Raw genomic sequence first — 16,579 nt, forward strand, 5'->3', positions numbered from 1 at the left:
CACAGAGGCCACCTTCGGGTGGCCTTTGTCGTTTTTGGGATTGATGTTTTTCTGTGCCGGCCTCTTCGCGGGTGAACCCGCTCCTACAAGAGACCGCCACATTCCGGGCCTGCGGTGATCTCCATGTAGGAGCGGGTTCATCGAGGCGTCGAACCGCCGCGAAGAGGCCCTAACTGACAACATGGCTTTTTCGATGGGTTTGATAGGAATTTTCACACAGACGAATGTTTCAATCCGAGGATAATTCCTACTGTCCTCGGTTGCACAGACGACAAACATGTACGCACATCGGACAAGCAGCACTGTGCCAGTGCGTTTAACTGACAAAACAGTTACATTACGCGTTCACTCTGTGCCCGTACCCCAAAAGGGAACGACACGCTAAACGGGTCTGGCCTATCAAGCCGGGCAGCATTTCCCCTCATCCAAAGGGAAATCCCCTCTCGAATCCCGATTTCAGCAGTGTGGTACTACCTTAAATGAAAGTTCTCAAAGGCCAGGATATCCTGGCGCTTGGCTTTATGACGTTTGCGCTTTTCGTGGGTGCAGGCAATATCATCTTCCCGCCTATCGTCGGTCTGCAGTCTGGCCCGCACGTGTGGATGGCGGCCCTGGGCTTCCTGGTAACGGCCGTAGGCCTGCCGGTCATCACCGTGGTCGCCCTGGCCAAGGTCGGTGGCGGCATGGACGCCCTGAGCAGCCCGATCGGCAAGTTCTTCGGTGGCCTGCTGGCGGCCGTGTGCTACCTGTCGGTTGGCCCGCTGTTCGCTACCCCGCGTACCGCGACCGTGTCGTTCGAAGTGGGCGTTGCACCGCTGACCGGTGAGAGCCCGCTGGCGCTGTTCATCTACAGCCTGGTGTACTTCGCCGTGGTGCTGGCCGTGTCCATGTACCCGGGCAAGTTGCTCGATACCGTGGGCCGCTTCCTGGCGCCGCTGAAGATCATCGCCCTGGCCGCGCTGGGTATTGCTGCCTTCGCGCTGCCAGCGGGCAGCATTGGTGAGGCGCAGCCGGCCTATGCCGCCGCAGCCTTCTCCAAAGGCTTCTCCGATGGTTACCTGACCATGGATACCCTGGGTGCCCTGGTCTTCGGCATCGTCATCGTCAACGCCATCCGCTCGCGCGGCGTGGAGTCGCCGAAGCTGATCACCCGTTACGCCATCATTGCCGGCCTGATCGCCGGTGTCGGCTTGGCCCTGGTGTACATCAGCCTGTTCCGCCTGGGCGCCACCAGCCACGACATCGCGGCTGACGCCACCAACGGTGCGGCTGTTCTGCATGCCTATGTGCAGCACACCTTCGGCTCGCTGGGCAGTGGCTTCCTTGCCGTGCTGATCGCGCTGGCCTGCTTGGTGACGGCGGTTGGCCTGACCTGCGCTTGCGCCGAATACTTCAGCCAGATCCTGCCGCTGTCGTACCGCGCGCTGGTGGTGATCCTGGCCGGCTTCTCGCTGCTGATCTCCAACCTGGGCCTGACCAAGCTGATCATGTTCTCGATCCCGGTGCTTACTGCCATCTACCCGCCTTGCATCGTGGTGGTCGGCCTGAGCTTCGTGAAGGACCTGTGGAATTCGCCGACCCGCATTTTGGCGCCGGTGATGCTGGTGTCGCTGGTGTTCGGCATGGTCGACGCGATCAAGGGCAGCAGCATTGCCCACGTGCTGCCAGACTTCATGGCGCACCTGCCGCTGAGCGACCAGGGCCTGGCCTGGCTGGTGCCGTCGGTGGTGACCCTGGTTGGCGCCGTGGCCTGCGACCGCATGCTCGGCAAGCCGCGCGAGGCGCTGGCCTGACCTGGCAGGTTGAAACCTGAGGGCGGCACCGGCCACAAGCCGAAGGGTGTGCGCCAAGGGTTGAAACTGGAAAGCCCCGTATCCGAGAGGATGCGGGGCTTTTTGTTTGCGCCTGACAGGTGGCGCGATCAGGTGTAGGAGCGGCCTTGTGTCGCGATAGGGGTGCGAAGCGCCCCCAGGAATTCAGCTTCGCAGTACAGATTGCCGGGGCTGCTTTGCAGCCCTATCGCGACACAAGGCCGCTCCTACACTTGACCGCGTCAGATCTGGAGCTGCTTTAGTAGTGCAGATTTCTCTTTGCGGGTGTGCCTTTTGCCGCTTGCCAGCGTCGAAACCCGGTCCCTATCCTCTAGGCACCTGGCCCTTTCGGGAACCCTGCATGAACTTTATCCAAAGCAACCTCAACAACCTGTTGGCCATCGCCTGGTTCGCCCTGTGCTGGGGTGGCTACACCCGCTATGCGATCTGGAAGGGGCGCGACACTGCGTGCCTGGCCAGTGTGCTGCACCTGTACCGCGAAGACTGGATGCGCCGCATGCTGCTGCGCGACAACCGCATTGCCGACGCCAGTGTGATCGGCAACCTTGAGCGTAACGCATCGTTCTTTGCTTCCAGTACCCTGATCATCCTCGCCGGCATCCTCACCGTGCTCGGTGCCTCTGACCGGGCGCTGTCGCTGCTGGCCGACCTGCCACTGGTGCAGCAGGCCTCCCAGGGCATGTCAGAGATCAAGCTGTTGTGCCTGGCCATGGTCTTTGTCTATGCCTTCTTCACCTTCAGCTGGTGCATGCGCCAGTACAACTTTGCCGCGGTGCTGGTGGGCTCGGCTCCGATGATTGGCGAGCGGCTGGTCAACGAGCAGGAGCGCAAGGCATTCGCCTCGCGCGCGGCGCGGGTGTTATCGCTGGCGGCCAACCAGTTCAACTTCGGCCTGCGCGCCTATTACTTTGGCATGGCCATGCTCACCTGGTTCATCAGCCCGTGGTTGTTCATGATCGTCAGTGTGGGCGTTGTGCTGATTCTCTATCGCCGCGAGTTCCACTCCGATGTATTGGACGTCATGGTATTCACACCGACCGAACATGCGCCGACAGAGGCTGCAAAGGAAAGTTCAGCTATTAGCAACTGAAACGTTTAACTAATTAATGACAGGCACAAAAAAACCCGACATTGTCGGGTTTTTTTGTTTCGGTCGATTACTGCTTGGCAGGTTCGGCCGGGGTGGCTGGCGCCGCTTCCGGAGCCGGAGTAGCCGGAGCGGCTTCTTCGGCAGCCTTCTGCTCGGCTTCGGCCTGATCTTTGGCAGCTTCGGCGTTTTCCTTGGCAGCGTCGTTCATCTTATCCTGAGCTTCACCCATCTTTTCCTGGGCTTGTTCAGCATGTTCTTGTGCGTCCTGGGCTTTGTCTTCGCTCGCTTTATCGCAAGCGGCCAGGCCCATGGCAGCAGCCAGCATCAGAGCAAAAGCAAAAGGTTTACGCATGGGGGTGTTTCTCCTTGGTGGAATAAGTGACTTGTTCCTTCGAGTGCCACTACGCGGAATAAGTTCAACAAAGATTACAGATATATAACGCCGTGTTCTATATAGACTTTTTAATGAATTTATGCCGTTTAGCGGCGGCAGGTGGTTCTAGCCAATGAGCGATTCAACCTTGATGGCCATGGCCGAGCGTTTCCTCTCGGCATTGAAACATTGCCAGTTGTTGCAGATGCGTGTGGCGCAAGCCGATGACGCTGGCATGACCCTGATCCTGCCGTGGTCGCCGGCTATTGTCGGCAACCCGCAAACCGGTGCCGTGCATGGCGGTGCGTTGACCACGCTGATGGACACCACCTGCGGCATGGCCACGTTATGCGTGCTGCCGCGGTTCGAGGTGTGCCCGACCCTGGACCTGCGTATCGACTACATGCACCCGGCCGAAGCTGGCAAAGACATCTACGGGCATGCCCAGTGCTACCGGGTGACCCGTGACGTGATCTTCACCCGTGGCACCGCCTACCAGGACGACCCCGAGCAGCCCATTTGCCAGGTCGTGGGCACGTTCATGCGGCTGGGCCAGGAGATCAAGGGCGGCATCCGCTTCGGCAACAGCCTGAAGGAGGGTAGGGCATGATTCCGCACGCCGTTCGCCAGCGGCTTAACGCCGCCCATGCGCTGGGTGACTACCGGCCCTTGCTGGCGCTGATCCCCTACGCCGGGCTGATCGGCATCGCGTGCGAGCGCCAGGGCGATGACCTGCTGTTCCGCCTGCCGGCCAACCCGGACAACATCGGTAACCCGCTGTTGCCCGCTATCCACGGCGGGGTGATTGCCGGCTTCATGGAGTTGTCGGCAGCGCTGTACCTGCTGATCTACAGTGACAGCGCGAGCATTCCGAAGATCATCGATTTCTCCATCGACTACCTGCGCGCCGGGCATTTTCGCGATACCTACGCCCAGTGCCAGTTGTGGCGCCAGGGCCGGCGGGTGACCAACGTCGCCATCACTGCCTGGCAGGCTGACAGGCAGTCACCGATCGCCACGGCCCGCGCGCATTTCAAGATCGAGCCGGAAAAGCCCTTGAAATCATCCGGGCAGCCCCCATCTGAATGACATCCGCCAATAGCGCAGGCCGAACAGGCCGCCGGGCGCCACTGCCATCTGATCGGAGTTTCGAAGACCATGACTGTGGAAACACAAAAGGAAACGCTGGGCTTCCAGACCGAGGTAAAGCAACTGCTGCACCTCATGATTCACTCGCTGTACTCGAACAAGGAAATCTTCCTGCGGGAACTGATTTCCAACGCCTCCGACGCCGCCGACAAGCTGCGTTTCGAAGCCCTGGCCAAGCCAGAGTTGCTGGAAGGCGACGCTGACCTGAAGATTCGCCTGAGCTTCGACAAGGACGCCGGTACCGTGACCCTCGAGGACAACGGCATCGGCATGAGCCGCGAAGACGTCATCGCCCACCTGGGTACCATCGCCAAGTCCGGCACTGCCGACTTCATGAAGAACCTCACCGGTGACCAGAAGAAGGACTCGCACCTGATCGGTCAGTTCGGCGTGGGCTTCTACTCGGCCTTTATCGTTGCCGACAAAGTTGACGTGTATAGCCGTCGTGCCGGCCAGCCAGCTGCCGAGGGCGTGCACTGGTCGTCCAAGGGCGAGGGTGAGTTCGAAGTCGCCACCATCGACAAGCCACAGCGCGGTACCCGCATCGTGCTGCACTTGAAGAAGGACGAGCAGGAGTTCGCTGATGGTTGGCGCCTGCGCAACGTGGTCAAGAAGTACTCCGACCACATTGCCCTGCCGATCCAGCTGCCAAAAGAGCAAGCTGCCGCCGAGGGCGAAGAGCAGCCGGCCGAAGAGTGGGAAACCGTCAACCGCGCCAGTGCACTGTGGACCCGTTCGCGTACCGAGGTGAAGGACGAGGAATACCAGGAGTTCTACAAGCACATCGGCCACGACTTCGAAAACCCGCTGGCCTGGAGCCACAACAAGGTCGAAGGCAAGCTCGAATACAACTCGCTGCTGTACGTGCCGGCCCGCGCACCGTTTGACCTCTACCAGCGCGAAGCACCGCGCGGCCTGAAGTTGTACGTGCAGCGTGTGTTCATCATGGATCAGGCCGAATCGTTCCTGCCGCTGTACCTGCGCTTCATCAAGGGTGTGGTCGATTCCAACGACCTGTCGCTGAACGTCTCACGTGAAATCCTTCAGAAAGACCCGATCATCGATTCGATGAAGACTGCGCTGACCAAGCGCGTGCTGGACATGCTGGAGAAGCTGGCGAAGAACGAGCCAGAGCAGTACAAGGGTTTCTGGAAAAACTTCGGCCAGGTGCTGAAGGAAGGCCCGGCCGAAGACTTCGCCAACAAGGAAAAGATCGCCGGCCTGCTGCGCTTTGCCTCCACCCAGGACGACAGCGGCGAGCAGAGCGTTGCCCTGGCCGACTACCTGGCACGCGCCAAGGAAGGCCAGGACAAGATCTACTACCTCACCGGCGAGTCGTACGCGCAGGTCAAGAACAGCCCGCACCTGGAAGTCTTCCGCAAGAAAGGCATCGAAGTGCTGCTGCTGACCGACCGCATCGACGAGTGGCTGATGAGCTACCTCAACGAATTCGACGGCAAGTCGTTTGTCGACGTTGCCCGTGGCGACCTGGACCTGGGCAAGCTGGACTCGGAAGAGGACAAGAAAGCCCAGGAAGAAGTGGCCAAGGACAAGGAAGGCCTGGTCGAGCGCCTGAAAGCTGCGCTGGGTGACAGCGTGGCCGAAGTGCGCGTATCGCACCGCCTGACCGATTCGCCGGCGATCCTGGCGATTGGCGAGCAGGATCTCGGCCTGCAGATGCGCCAGATTCTGGAGGCCAGCGGGCAGAAGGTGCCGGAGTCGAAGCCGATCTTCGAGTTCAACCCAGGCCACCCGCTGATCGAGAAGCTGGACAACGAGCAGAGCGAAGACCGCTTCGCCGAGCTGTCGCACATCCTGTTCGATCAGGCGGCCCTGGCGGCCGGTGACAGCCTGAAGGACCCGGCGGCGTACGTTCGTCGCCTGAACAAGCTGTTGGTCGAGCTGTCTGCTTGAGTTGATGCAAAGGAAAGCCCGCTTCGGCGGGCTTTTTTATGACGAGTGCCAAAGGAGTGCTTGATGAGCAAAGTAATCGTCGAATCGCTGGTCTATCACCTGTCCGGCAAAACCTATGAAAGCCGCCTGGTCTATGAGCCAGGAGCCTTGGGCCGCCCTGGGTTGGTGATGGCGCCGAACTGGATGGGTATTGGCGAAGGTGCAGAGCGCATTGCCAAGGAAGTGGCCGAGAAGGGCTATGTGGTGCTGATTGCCGACCTGTATGGGCAATCGGTGCGCCCGTCCAATGCCGACGAGGCTGGCGCGGCGATGATGCCGCTGAAGAATGACCGTGGCGAACTGCGCAAGCGCATGCAGGAAGCCCTGGCGCAGCTGCTGGGGCAGTCGAAGGCGCTGCTGGAGCCGGGCAAGGTTGCCACCTTTGGTTTCTGCTTCGGTGGATGCTGTGCGCTGGAGCTGGCGCGGACGGGGGCCGACCTGCGTGCGGCGGTGTCGTTCCACGGTACCCTGGATACGCCGAACCCTGAGGATGCCAAGCGCATCAAGGGCTCGGTGCTGGTGCTGCACGGTGCTTCGGACCCGTTGGTGCCGAAAGAGCAGCTGCCGGCGTTTGAAGATGAGATGAATGCGGCCAAGGTCGACTGGCAGTTGCTCAGCTATGGCGGAGCAGTGCACTCGTTTACCGACCCGAATGCCAATGTGCCGGGCAAGATGCAGTATGACCGGCGCACTTCGGAGCGGGCGTTCCGCTCGATGCATAACCTGCTGACTGAAGTGTTCCAGCGCTGAGAATGCAGGGGGCCGCTCGGCGGCCCGTTCGCGACACAAGGCCGCTCCTACAGAAGATCGCGTTGATGATGTCTTGCGAGGCCCCCTGTAGGAGCGGCCTTGTGTCGCGATGGGCTGCAAAGCAGCCCCAAAATCACCTAGGCAACTCGATCCTCGAAGTTTCCCCCGGCACCCTCGGCCAATCCCCAGCAGCCCACCTGGCCCGGGCCCGTTCGATCAGCTCCGGCTCACTGGCCACGAAATTCCAGTTCATCCGCCGCGGCCCATCCAGCGGCGCGCCACCAATCAGCACCAGCTGGCATTCACCCTCCGCGTACAGCCTCACCTCTTCACCCTCCGGCAGCACCACCAGGCTGCACGGCGCCACGTCCTCATCGTTCATCTGCAGTTCTCCGTCCAGCAGATACAGCGCCCGCTGCGCATGCTCAGTCGGCACCACCAAGGTAGTTGCCGGTTGCATCTGCACATGCGCATACAGGGTAGGGGACAGCACCGGTACCGGTGACGCCAGGCAGAAACCGCTGCCGGCAATCATGCAGATGCGCACCCCGAGGCTGTCACTGACCGGCAGGCTGGCTGCCGGATGATGGCTGTAACTGGCGGCGCCTTGTTCATGCTCGCGCGGTGATGCCAGCCACACCTGCAAGCCGTGCAGGCGCGAACCGTGGGCGAGGGCGTCGGCGGGCGTACGCTCGACGTGGGCGACGCCGCTGCCCGCAGTCATCCAGCTGACATCGCCGGGCAACACACGCTGGTCCGAGCCCAGGCTGTCCTTGTGCAGGATCGCCCCTTCGAACAGGTAGGTCAGGGTCGACAGGCCAATATGCGGGTGCTGGCGGATGTCCATGCCATGCCCCGGGGCATAGTCGGTTTCGAGCATGTGGTCGAAAAACACGAATGGGCCAACACTGCGGCACTGCGCCGATGGCAGCGGGCGCAGGATCGGCTGGCCCTCGACCGACTCGGCGCGGGGGCGGATGACCAGTGGGCTGCTCATGAAGATGGCTCCAGGCGAGGTGGCGAAGCTGGAAGCATAACGGTTTGCCCGTTGCGGCTGAACCGTCTCGTTGGCCGGCCGGTCTACTCTTCTCGTACCTGGATAAGGAAGCTGCCCAATGATTGCCAGAGCGCTGGCTTGCGTACTGTTGTCTGCTTGTGTGTGCCAGGCGGCCCAGGCGCGCGACTACCGCTACAGCGATGCCCACCTGCACTACGTCGACTTCTTTCAGGAAAGCGAAGGCATGCCGGCATTGCTCAAGGCCATGGATGCCGCAGGCATTGAACAATCGATGATTTCCGGCATCCCGGTGGCCAAGAAGTGGCACGAAGACGAGCCCAAGCGCCCGCGCTACTACGCCGGTGACGATGCCGATGCCTACTGGTACAGCGCCACTGACACTTATGTGGCTGCCGCCCTGCAGCAGTTGCCGGCGGATCAGCGTAAACGCTTTCACGCGTTCCTGACTGGCTTCAACCCGGTGGACAAGAATGCCGTCAGCCATATCGAGCGCATGCTCGACATGTACCCGGGCATGTGGCAGGGCATCGGTGAGGTGTTCACCCGCCATGATGACCTGACTGCCTTGACCAGTGGTGACACGCCGCGCGCCAACAACGAGGCCATGACGCGTATCTACCATTTGGCCGCAGAGCGCGACCTGCCGGTGCTGCTGCATTCCAACATCACCTCCAAGCGCGAGCGCAATCCGCTGTACCTGGCAGAGATCGAAGAGCCGCTGCGCAATCACCCGCATACGCGGTTCATCTGGGCGCATGCCGGCAGCAGCATGGAGATACACCGGCACCAGACGCAGATGGACTTTTTGCTGCCGGTGTTGACGCGGTTGTTGGAGGATTACCCGAACCTGTATGTCGATCTGTCGTGGAGTGTGCTGCAGCCTTATCTGCTGGATGACAAGGGCGTGCCGCGCAAGGAATGGGTGGCGTTGGTCGAGAAGTACCCGGAACGGTTCATGCTGGGGTCGGATGTGGTGGGGCGGTTTGGCAGCCTGGGGGAGCAGTTGCACGGGTTCAGGCCGTTTCTGGATGCGTTGCCGGAACAGGTGGCCAACAAAGTGGCTCGGGAGAATTTTCTGGCGGTGTTGCCTAAACAATAGAGTTTCGCCTGTGCTGGCCTATTCGCGGGTAAACCCGCTCCTACACAGGTAATCTGCAATTTTCACGAATTATGACGTCCGTTGTAGGAGCGGGTTTACCCGCGAATAGGCCAGCACAGGCAACACAAATAAAAACGCCCCGAACCAGTCGGGGCGTTTTCAATTACAGCTGCGGCGTCTTACTTGCCTTCCCAGCGCTTGAGCACCAGGGTGGCGTTGGTGCCGCCGAAGCCGAAGCTGTTGCTCATCACGGTGGTGAGTTTGGCGTTCTCTTCGGTTTTGGTCAGGATCGGCAGGTCGGCGACCTCTGGGTCCAGCTCGTCGATGTTGGCGGAGCCGGCGATGAAGTTGTTTTCCATCATCAGCAGGCAGTAGATCGCCTCGTGCACACCGGCGGCGCCCAGCGAGTGGCCCGACAGGCTCTTGGTCGAGCTGATCTTCGGAGCCTTGTCGCCGAACACGGCACGAACACCTTTCATCTCGGCAACGTCACCGACCGGGGTCGAGGTGCCGTGGGTGTTCAGGTAGTCGATCGGGGTGTCGACGGTGGACAGCGCCTGCTGCATGCAGCGGATGGCGCCTTCGCCGCTCGGGGCAACCATGTCGTAGCCGTCGGAAGTTGCACCGTAGCCAACGATTTCGGCGTAGATCTTGGCGCCACGGGCCAGGGCGTGTTCCAGCTCCTCGACCACTACCATGCCGCCACCGCCAGCGATGACGAAGCCATCACGGTCAGCGTCGTAGGCGCGCGAGGCCAGCTCCGGGGTTTCGTTGCGCTTGGTCGACAGGGCGCCCATGGCATCGAACAGGAACGACTGGCTCCAGTGCTCTTCTTCACCGCCACCGGCGAAGACGATGTCCTGCTTGCCCCACTGGATCTGCTCCAGCGCGGTACCGATGCAGTGAGCCGAGGTGGCGCAGGCCGACGAGATCGAGTAGTTGATACCCTTGATCTTGAACGGGGTGGCCAGGCAGGCCGAAACGGTGCTGCCCATGGTGCGGGTTACACGGTATGGGCCGACGCGCTTGACGCCTTTCTCGCGCAGGGTGTCCAGCGCTTCCATCTGGTTCAGGGTCGAGGCGCCGCCGGAGCCAGCCACCAGGCCGGTACGCGGGTTGGACACTTGCTCTTCGGTCAGGCCGGAATCCTTGATCGCGTCCTGCATCGCCAGGTAGGCGTAGGCAGCCGCGTGGCCGACGAAACGGTAGACCTTGCGATCGATCAGTTCTTCGAGGTTGAGGTCGATGGACCCGGAAACCTGGCTACGCAGCCCCATTTCCTTGTATTCCGGGTTGTAACGGATACCCGGACGGCTGTTGCGCAGGTTTTCGGTGACGGTAGCTTTGTCATTGCCCAGGCACGAAACGATGCCCAGACCAGTGATAACGACGCGGCGCATGCGAATAACCCTTAGAAATTGTCAGTGGAGGTGAACACGCCGACCCGCAGGCCTTCGGCAGTGTAGATCTCGCGGCCGTCGACGCTGACCGAGCCATCGGCGATGGCCATGTTCAGCTTGCCCTTCAGGACGCGCTTGATATGAATGTTGTAAGTGACTTTCTTGGCGGTAGGCAATACCTGGCCGAAGAACTTCACTTCGCCCGAACCCAGCGCACGGCCACGGCCCGGCAGGCCCTGCCAGCCGAGGAAGAAACCGACCAGCTGCCACATGGCGTCAAGGCCCAGGCAGCCCGGCATGACCGGGTCGCCTTCGAAGTGGCAGGCAAAGAACCACAGGTCCGGGGTGATATCCAGCTCGGCGACCAACTCACCTTTGCCGTACTTGCCGCCTTCTTCGCTGATATGGGTGATGCGATCGACCATCAGCATGTTCGGCGCGGGCAGTTGCGCATTACCTGGGCCGAACAGCTCACCGCGACTGCAGCGCAGCAGGTCTTCCCGAGTAAAGGCGTGTTGTTTGGTCATGCGAGCTCCTCAATAACCCCCTGTGGCAGGGGATGAATCTTCCCGACCGGCCCGAAAACCAAAGGCTTCGGGGCGGTAGCCTACAGGTAGACTATTGCGTTGTGGTGAAAGTCACAGCGCACCTGGCGAAAGAAGTACAGGTGTGCACTGAAACGTCTATTTTCAGGTCCGATGAAGGTCCTGTCCAGTGTTTAAGACTGCCGCACTTTAGCATTTATCGCCAGTCGCGGTTGTCTGAGCGGGTAACCAGCGTTGCAATACGCGCTGCAGTTCGGTGCGGCGCAAGGGTTTGCTCAGGTAGTCGTCCATGCCGGCGGCCATGCAGCGCTCGCGGTCACCGTCGAGCACATTGGCAGTCAGGGCGATGATCGGTAAGCCGGCGCCGTTAGCCAGCTGGCGGATGCGTCGGGTGGCTTCATAGCCGTCCATGTGCGGCAGCCGGCAGTCCATCAGCACGGCGGCAAAGCGTTGCCGGCCGACCAGGTCAACCGCCTCAAGGCCGTCTACGGCCGTGCATACGGTCAGCCCCAGGCTGCGCAACATGGCTTCGATGACGCTCTGGTTGACCGGATTGTCCTCTACCAGCAGTACCTGTTTACCGTTGGGGGCGGGTGAGGGCGCGTCCGTTGGCCGCGGCAGCGGCACAGGGGCAGGGCTGGCCAGGGCCAGGGGCATCTCCAGGGTAAAGGTCGAACCCAGGCCTACACGGCTTTCGCCGCGCAGCTTGCCACCCATGCGCTCGGCCAAGGTACGGGCGATAGACAGCCCCAGACCGGTGCCGCCATAACGCCGGGAAATCGAACTGTCGGCTTGCTGGAAGGCCACGAACATCATTTCCAGGCGGTCGCTGTCGATGCCAATCCCGCTGTCACGCACGCTGCAGGTCAGCCATATCAGTTGCTGGTCGAGTACCTGCCAGCGGGCTTCGACCTGTACCTGGCCGCGTTCGGTGAACTTCAGTGCGTTGCCGACCAGGTTCAGCAAAATCTGGCGGATGCGTGTGGGGTCGCCGTTTACCTGCAACTGTTCGAGGCCGCTCGGCAGTTGCAGGTGCAGGCCCAGGCCGCGCTGCTGGGCGCTGTGCTGGAATGACTGGACACTGCTGGTGATCAGCTCGCCGAGGTTGAAGTCGATGTGTTCCAGCTGCAGCGCCGCCCGTTCGATGCGCGAGAAGTCGAGAATGTCGTTGATTACTTTCAGCAAGTGCCCGGTGGACTCGCTGGCTACCGCGGTGTAATCGGCCTGTTCATTGCTGAGTGGGGTGGTTTCCAGCAATTGCAGCATGCCCAGCACGCCATTCATTGGGGTGCGCAGTTCGTGGCTCATCATTGCCAGGAAGTCCGATTTGGCGCGGTTGGCCTGCTCGGCCTCTTCACGGGCCTGGACCAATTCGGCAATGGCCTGCTTCTGTTCATCGCTGGCTTGCTCCAGGGCGCTGGCCAGGTTGTTGATATGCCGCGCCAGGTGGCCCAGCTCGCTGTCGTCGACCACCGGCAAGGGGGTGTTGTACTCGCCTTGCTGAATGGCCTTGACCGCATGGCCCATGTCGCTGATCGGCTTGGCCAGGCTCAGGGCCAGGCGGCGCGCCAGCAAGAAGGTGAACAACAAGGCAAACAGCGCGAGGATGCCGGCCTTGATCACGATTTCCTGTTGACGTTGGCTGAAGGCGTCATCGGACATGCCGACGATCACCCGGCCCAGGTAGTCGTCACCGATGGCTGGGGTGGTGGCCTTGCCCTGTTGCAGGAAGTCGTTGTCCAGGCGGATCTGTTGCAGGCGGATGGGCGCCTGGAACACTTCGACCTGCTGGGCACGGTTGGTGCTTTCATCGGACTGCTCGACGTATACCAGAATGTGGTTGCGGCTGTCCTGCACCTCAAGGAAGCGCACGTGGGGGATGCTGAGGGTGGCGCGCATCAGCCCTTCGAGGACTTCATTGTTGCCGGAAATCACCCCGTATTCCGAAGCGGGTGCCAGCTGGTTGGCGATCAGTTGCCCCGTGTGGTTGAGCTCCTGGCGCAAGTCCTGGATACGCACGAAGGTAAAGAAGCTGATCAGCAGCAAGGTCAGCAGCAGGGCCGGGCCCAGGCTGATGATCTGGGTGCGGGTGTGAATGTCCCAGCTCAGGCGCTTGCTCATGGGGTGGGTTCTCCTTCGGCCAGGACCTTGGCGGCGGCGTTCGGATCGATCGGTTCAAGGCCCAGGGCACGGGCTACCTGCTGGTTGCCACTGACACCGTAGTGCGCCGGATACAAGCTGCGCGGCCAGCGCGCGGGCGGCTGGTCGAGCAACTGGTCGAGTTCTGCCAACCAGTCGTCTTGGTCGCTGTAACTGCTGGCCAGGGCGCCGGCGCGAACAAAGCCTGCGTTCGGGCCGATCAGGGCCATTTGCCGGCTATAGCTGCTCAGCAGCAGGTTCTTTGCGGTCTTGGAGTTGTACAGGTCGGGGTCGTCCAGGCCAAGCAGCACGTCACTGTTGCCCAGCAGGTGCTGCAGCGGCCGGTTGTCACGCGGGTCGGACCAGTCCTGGGCAACGATCTCCAGGCCCAGGGGGCGAGCGGCATGGCGCAATTCGTCGAGCAGGAAGCTGCTGTGCTCACCGTACAACACACCCACGCGCTGGGCCTGCGGCAGCAGGTAGCGCGCCAGGCGCAATTGCCGGCCGGGCGGTGCGTCACTCCACAGCAAGGTGAGGAACGCGGGGCGCGACTTTCCCAGGCGTTGTTCAGCCTGTACCCGGCTGACGCGCATGGCCAGGGCCGGAGGGCCGGCGGTTTCGGCCAAGCGCCACTCCAGCGCGGCATTATCGAGCAGGATCAGGCGCTGGTCGCTCTTGAGCTTGCCCGGGCGCGGCAGGTCGGCGGTGGCCTGGAAATGCACGTGGTCATGGGGCCGGCGGCTTTCCAGTGCGGCGACGAAATTGCGGATGCCGGGCTGGTCTTCGGCACCGATCAGGAGGATTTCGGCGGCCGACAACGGCCCCAGCGGCCACAGGCACAGCAGCAACAGGCGCAGCAGCAAGGCCATCAGAATTCCAGCTCCGCACTGACGCTCAGGCGGTGGCGGCTGTCGAAGCGGTTCTGCGCCGCCGTGGTCGGTTCATCGTCCAGGCGCTGTTGCCACAGCGCCGCCAGTTCAAGGTTGCTGCCATACACCCGAAAGCGCTTGGCCAGGCGCAGGTCCAAGCGCTCGTAACGGTATTCGTTGAGTGCATCGTCGCCGTAATAGAACAGTGCGCTCGACCAGCCGGCGCCCCATTCATGCATCCAGCCGGCCGAGCCGCTGTTGCGGGCGCTGAGGCGGCGGTCGTCTGTGTTGCTGGCCCACGCATCGACGTAGGCGTAGGTCAGGCGCAGGCGGTCGTGCAGGGTGGGGCGCCAGTCCAGTTGCGCCTCGCTGCCGGTGAACCGGGCCTTGTTGGCATTGCTGGCGATGTACTGGTTGTTCTTCAGTGGCTCGCTGATCATGCCAGTGATCTCGTCATAGAACAGCTTCACGTCCATGCTCAGGTCAATGTCGCTGAAGTAGCCGTTGTAGCCCAGCTCGCGCGAGCGCATGCGCTCCTGTTCGAGGTCGCCGGGGCCGCGGGTCTTGACAAAGTATTCGCCGTTTTGCAAACCGAATGCATTGGGGGAGAGGTTCTTGACCGTGTAGCTCCAGTTGACGTTGTTCTCGAACATGTCGGGGGAGCGCACGGCCTCAGAATACACCGCGCGCAGGCCGTGGCGCGGCGTGATCAGGTAGTTGACCGCGACGCGTGGGGTCAGCGAGCTGCCGGACAGGCGCGAGTCCTCGAACATGGCGCCGCCCTGCAGGATCCAGTGTTCGTCGGCGCGCCATTCCAGCTGGCCGAACAGGCGCCAGGTCTGGTCGTCGAGGCTGCCGTTGAAGTAGGTCTTCGAGTCGGCACGATCATAGCGGTAGTTCATGCCGCTGAGCAGGCGCAGGCTGTCGGTCAGGCTCAAGGTGTCCTGGATTTCCAGGTCGTAGCGGGTTTCGCGCGTGCTCTGGTCGACATCGCCGCAGACCGGCTGGCTACCGCCGGCCTTCCATTGTTCCTGCACCTTGTTCGACAGCGCGCTGAGCACCGGATCGCTGGTGGCAGGCAGGTCACCCAGGGCAACGCCACGTGCCACTTTTTCCGCAAAATCGGGGTTCATCTGCCAAAGCTGGGTCAGCTCGCTGCTGAATGACTGCAAGGCATCACAGGCGCGCCATACCTGTTGGCGGTCAAAGTGCTGCGCCGAGCCCTGGATGTACAGGCTGTGTTCGGCGCTGAAATCCTTGGTCCAGCGTATTGAGCCGGCGTAGTCCTTGGCATTGACGTCAGCGTTGTCGCCGGCTTCGTAGCGGGCAAACACCGGCTGGTAGGTATAAGGCCGCTGGTTGCTGCCTTCCTTCGCCGCCACTTGCCATTCCAGGGTCTGGTCGACGGCCAGGTTGTGGCTGGCGCTGAGGTTGAAGCGGTTCAGGCGGCGGCTGTCACGGTAGTCCTGGCCGAACTGGTTTTCGTCAAAGCCGTCGTCCTGCTGGCCCGAGACCGACAGGCGCATGTCGCCGCCCTCCCAGCCGAAGCCGTGGCTGAGGTAGTAATCGTTGATACCGTCCTGGCCGCGGGTCAGCTTCATGCGCGTGCCATGGCTGTCGGCCGGGTTGCGGGTGAGGATGTTGACCACGGCCATCAGCGCGTTGGCGCCATAACTGACCGTGTTCGGGCCGCGGAACACCTCGATGCGCTCGATATCCTCCATGGCCAGGGGGATGTCGCTCCAGTCCACCGTGGCCAGACCGGCGCGGTACACCGAGCGGCCATCGATCAGTACTTGCATGCGCCGGGCGTCGTTGACGTTACTGCCGTGGTAGTTGACCGTGGGCTGGTTGCCTGCACCGTAGCCGATCATCATGCCTGGCACCAGGCGCAACAGTTCGGGGATGTCGCGTGCGCCGCTGGCGCGGATCAGCTCGCTGTCGAGCACGGTCATGCTGCCCGGCACCGCTGCCGGTGACTGTTTAAGGCGCGTGGCGGTCAGAACCTGTGGCAGGTCGGTGTTGTCGATGAACAGGTCGTCGGCCACGGCCGGGCCGCCGAGCAGGGCAGTCAATATGAGCAGGTGTGGGTATGGGGGCGTGCCAGGGAACACAGAGCAGCCTTGTATCAGGATTGAAACAGGCATGGTAACTGACCTTGGGGGTTTTGCCAGTGGGGCTTCGGGTGTAGGGCTTGAATTGTGCAGCGCGGCGGAAATCGAGCGCCCCCCGCGCGGCGCTTCGCGGGGCAAGCCCGCTCCCACATCTGTTCCGGGCCAGTTACGCCTGTGAGTTCACCGCTGTCCGACTTGGTGCTTGTCGCGATATCGCGTCGAACAAACAAGGCGGACAGCGGTGATTT

The 16,579-nt window shown here is 61.9% G+C and carries 14 protein-coding genes; 7 read left to right on the forward strand and 7 right to left on the reverse strand.

The window, feature by feature from the left end; genetic code table 11:
• Positions 1–479: 479 nt before the first annotated feature.
• Together brnQ and ACIP02_RS20435 are read left to right on the forward strand one after the other, a co-directional pair.
• Positions 480–1,793 (forward strand): branched-chain amino acid transport system II carrier protein, encoded by a 1,314-nt coding sequence (gene brnQ, locus ACIP02_RS20430; RefSeq protein WP_400619768.1) that lies wholly within the window; start codon positions 480–482, stop codon positions 1,791–1,793.
• 379 nt (positions 1,794–2,172) lie between these two features.
• On the forward strand, positions 2,173–2,922 hold the full coding sequence (locus ACIP02_RS20435) for a DUF599 domain-containing protein (protein WP_400619771.1): 750 nt from the start codon (positions 2,173–2,175) through the stop codon (positions 2,920–2,922).
• A 67-nt stretch (positions 2,923–2,989) separates the two neighbouring features.
• On the opposite strand, the gene ACIP02_RS20440 is transcribed toward ACIP02_RS20435, so the two are convergent.
• Complete coding sequence (locus ACIP02_RS20440; RefSeq protein WP_019472034.1) at positions 2,990–3,274, reverse strand: hypothetical protein; 285 nt, start codon at positions 3,272–3,274, stop codon at positions 2,990–2,992.
• Positions 3,275–3,428: 154 nt separating this feature from the next.
• Between ACIP02_RS20440 and ACIP02_RS20445 the strand changes: the two genes are divergently transcribed.
• The 4 genes from ACIP02_RS20445 to ACIP02_RS20460 all read left to right on the forward strand — a co-directional run bounded on the left by ACIP02_RS20445 (position 3,429) and on the right by ACIP02_RS20460 (position 7,147).
• Positions 3,429–3,905, forward strand: a complete 477-nt coding sequence (locus ACIP02_RS20445) for a PaaI family thioesterase (RefSeq protein WP_400619775.1) — start codon at positions 3,429–3,431, stop codon at positions 3,903–3,905.
• Complete coding sequence (locus ACIP02_RS20450; protein ID WP_400619778.1) at positions 3,902–4,384, forward strand: PaaI family thioesterase; 483 nt, start codon at positions 3,902–3,904, stop codon at positions 4,382–4,384. Before ACIP02_RS20445 ends, ACIP02_RS20450 begins: the two co-directional genes overlap by 4 nt.
• A 69-nt stretch (positions 4,385–4,453) precedes the next feature.
• Positions 4,454–6,358, forward strand: coding sequence for a molecular chaperone HtpG (htpG, locus tag ACIP02_RS20455; protein WP_400619781.1), 1,905 nt, complete (start codon positions 4,454–4,456; stop codon positions 6,356–6,358).
• Positions 6,359–6,421: 63 nt separating this feature from the next.
• On the forward strand, positions 6,422–7,147 hold the full coding sequence (locus ACIP02_RS20460) for a dienelactone hydrolase family protein (protein ID WP_325976245.1): 726 nt from the start codon (positions 6,422–6,424) through the stop codon (positions 7,145–7,147).
• Between the two features lie 133 nt (positions 7,148–7,280).
• On the opposite strand, the gene ACIP02_RS20465 is transcribed toward ACIP02_RS20460, so the two are convergent.
• A complete protein-coding gene (locus ACIP02_RS20465) occupies positions 7,281–8,144 on the reverse strand; it encodes a pirin family protein (protein ID WP_400619784.1) in 864 nt (287 codons plus the stop codon).
• 118 nt (positions 8,145–8,262) lie between these two features.
• Between ACIP02_RS20465 and ACIP02_RS20470 the strand changes: the two genes are divergently transcribed.
• Positions 8,263–9,264 (forward strand): amidohydrolase family protein, encoded by a 1,002-nt coding sequence (locus ACIP02_RS20470; RefSeq protein WP_400619787.1) that lies wholly within the window; start codon positions 8,263–8,265, stop codon positions 9,262–9,264.
• A gap of 179 nt (positions 9,265–9,443) precedes the next feature.
• Here the strand turns inward: ACIP02_RS20470 and fabB are convergent, their stop codons facing one another.
• From fabB to ACIP02_RS20495, 5 genes are all read right to left on the reverse strand, one after another.
• Positions 9,444–10,664, reverse strand: a complete 1,221-nt coding sequence (gene fabB, locus ACIP02_RS20475; RefSeq protein WP_201207074.1) for a beta-ketoacyl-ACP synthase I — start codon at positions 10,662–10,664, stop codon at positions 9,444–9,446.
• A gap of 11 nt (positions 10,665–10,675) precedes the next feature.
• Positions 10,676–11,191 carry a 3-hydroxyacyl-[acyl-carrier-protein] dehydratase FabA gene (fabA, locus tag ACIP02_RS20480; RefSeq protein WP_008089108.1) on the reverse strand — a complete coding sequence of 172 codons (516 nt, stop codon included), beginning with the start codon at positions 11,189–11,191 and terminating at the stop codon, positions 10,676–10,678.
• A gap of 207 nt (positions 11,192–11,398) precedes the next feature.
• A complete protein-coding gene (locus ACIP02_RS20485; protein ID WP_400619790.1) occupies positions 11,399–13,330 on the reverse strand; it encodes an ATP-binding protein in 1,932 nt (643 codons plus the stop codon).
• Positions 13,327–14,217 carry an ABC transporter substrate-binding protein gene (locus ACIP02_RS20490; RefSeq protein WP_400619793.1) on the reverse strand — a complete coding sequence of 297 codons (891 nt, stop codon included), beginning with the start codon at positions 14,215–14,217 and terminating at the stop codon, positions 13,327–13,329. Before ACIP02_RS20490 ends, ACIP02_RS20485 begins: the two co-directional genes overlap by 4 nt.
• Complete coding sequence (locus ACIP02_RS20495; protein WP_400619795.1) at positions 14,217–16,364, reverse strand: TonB-dependent receptor plug domain-containing protein; 2,148 nt, start codon at positions 16,362–16,364, stop codon at positions 14,217–14,219. The genes ACIP02_RS20490 and ACIP02_RS20495 overlap by 1 nt, the downstream gene beginning before the upstream one ends.
• Positions 16,365–16,579 lie beyond the last annotated feature (215 nt).

It is taken from the genome of Pseudomonas sp. NPDC089408, from assembly GCF_044749445.1.
In the GTDB taxonomy this organism is placed as follows: domain Bacteria; phylum Pseudomonadota; class Gammaproteobacteria; order Pseudomonadales; family Pseudomonadaceae; genus Aquipseudomonas.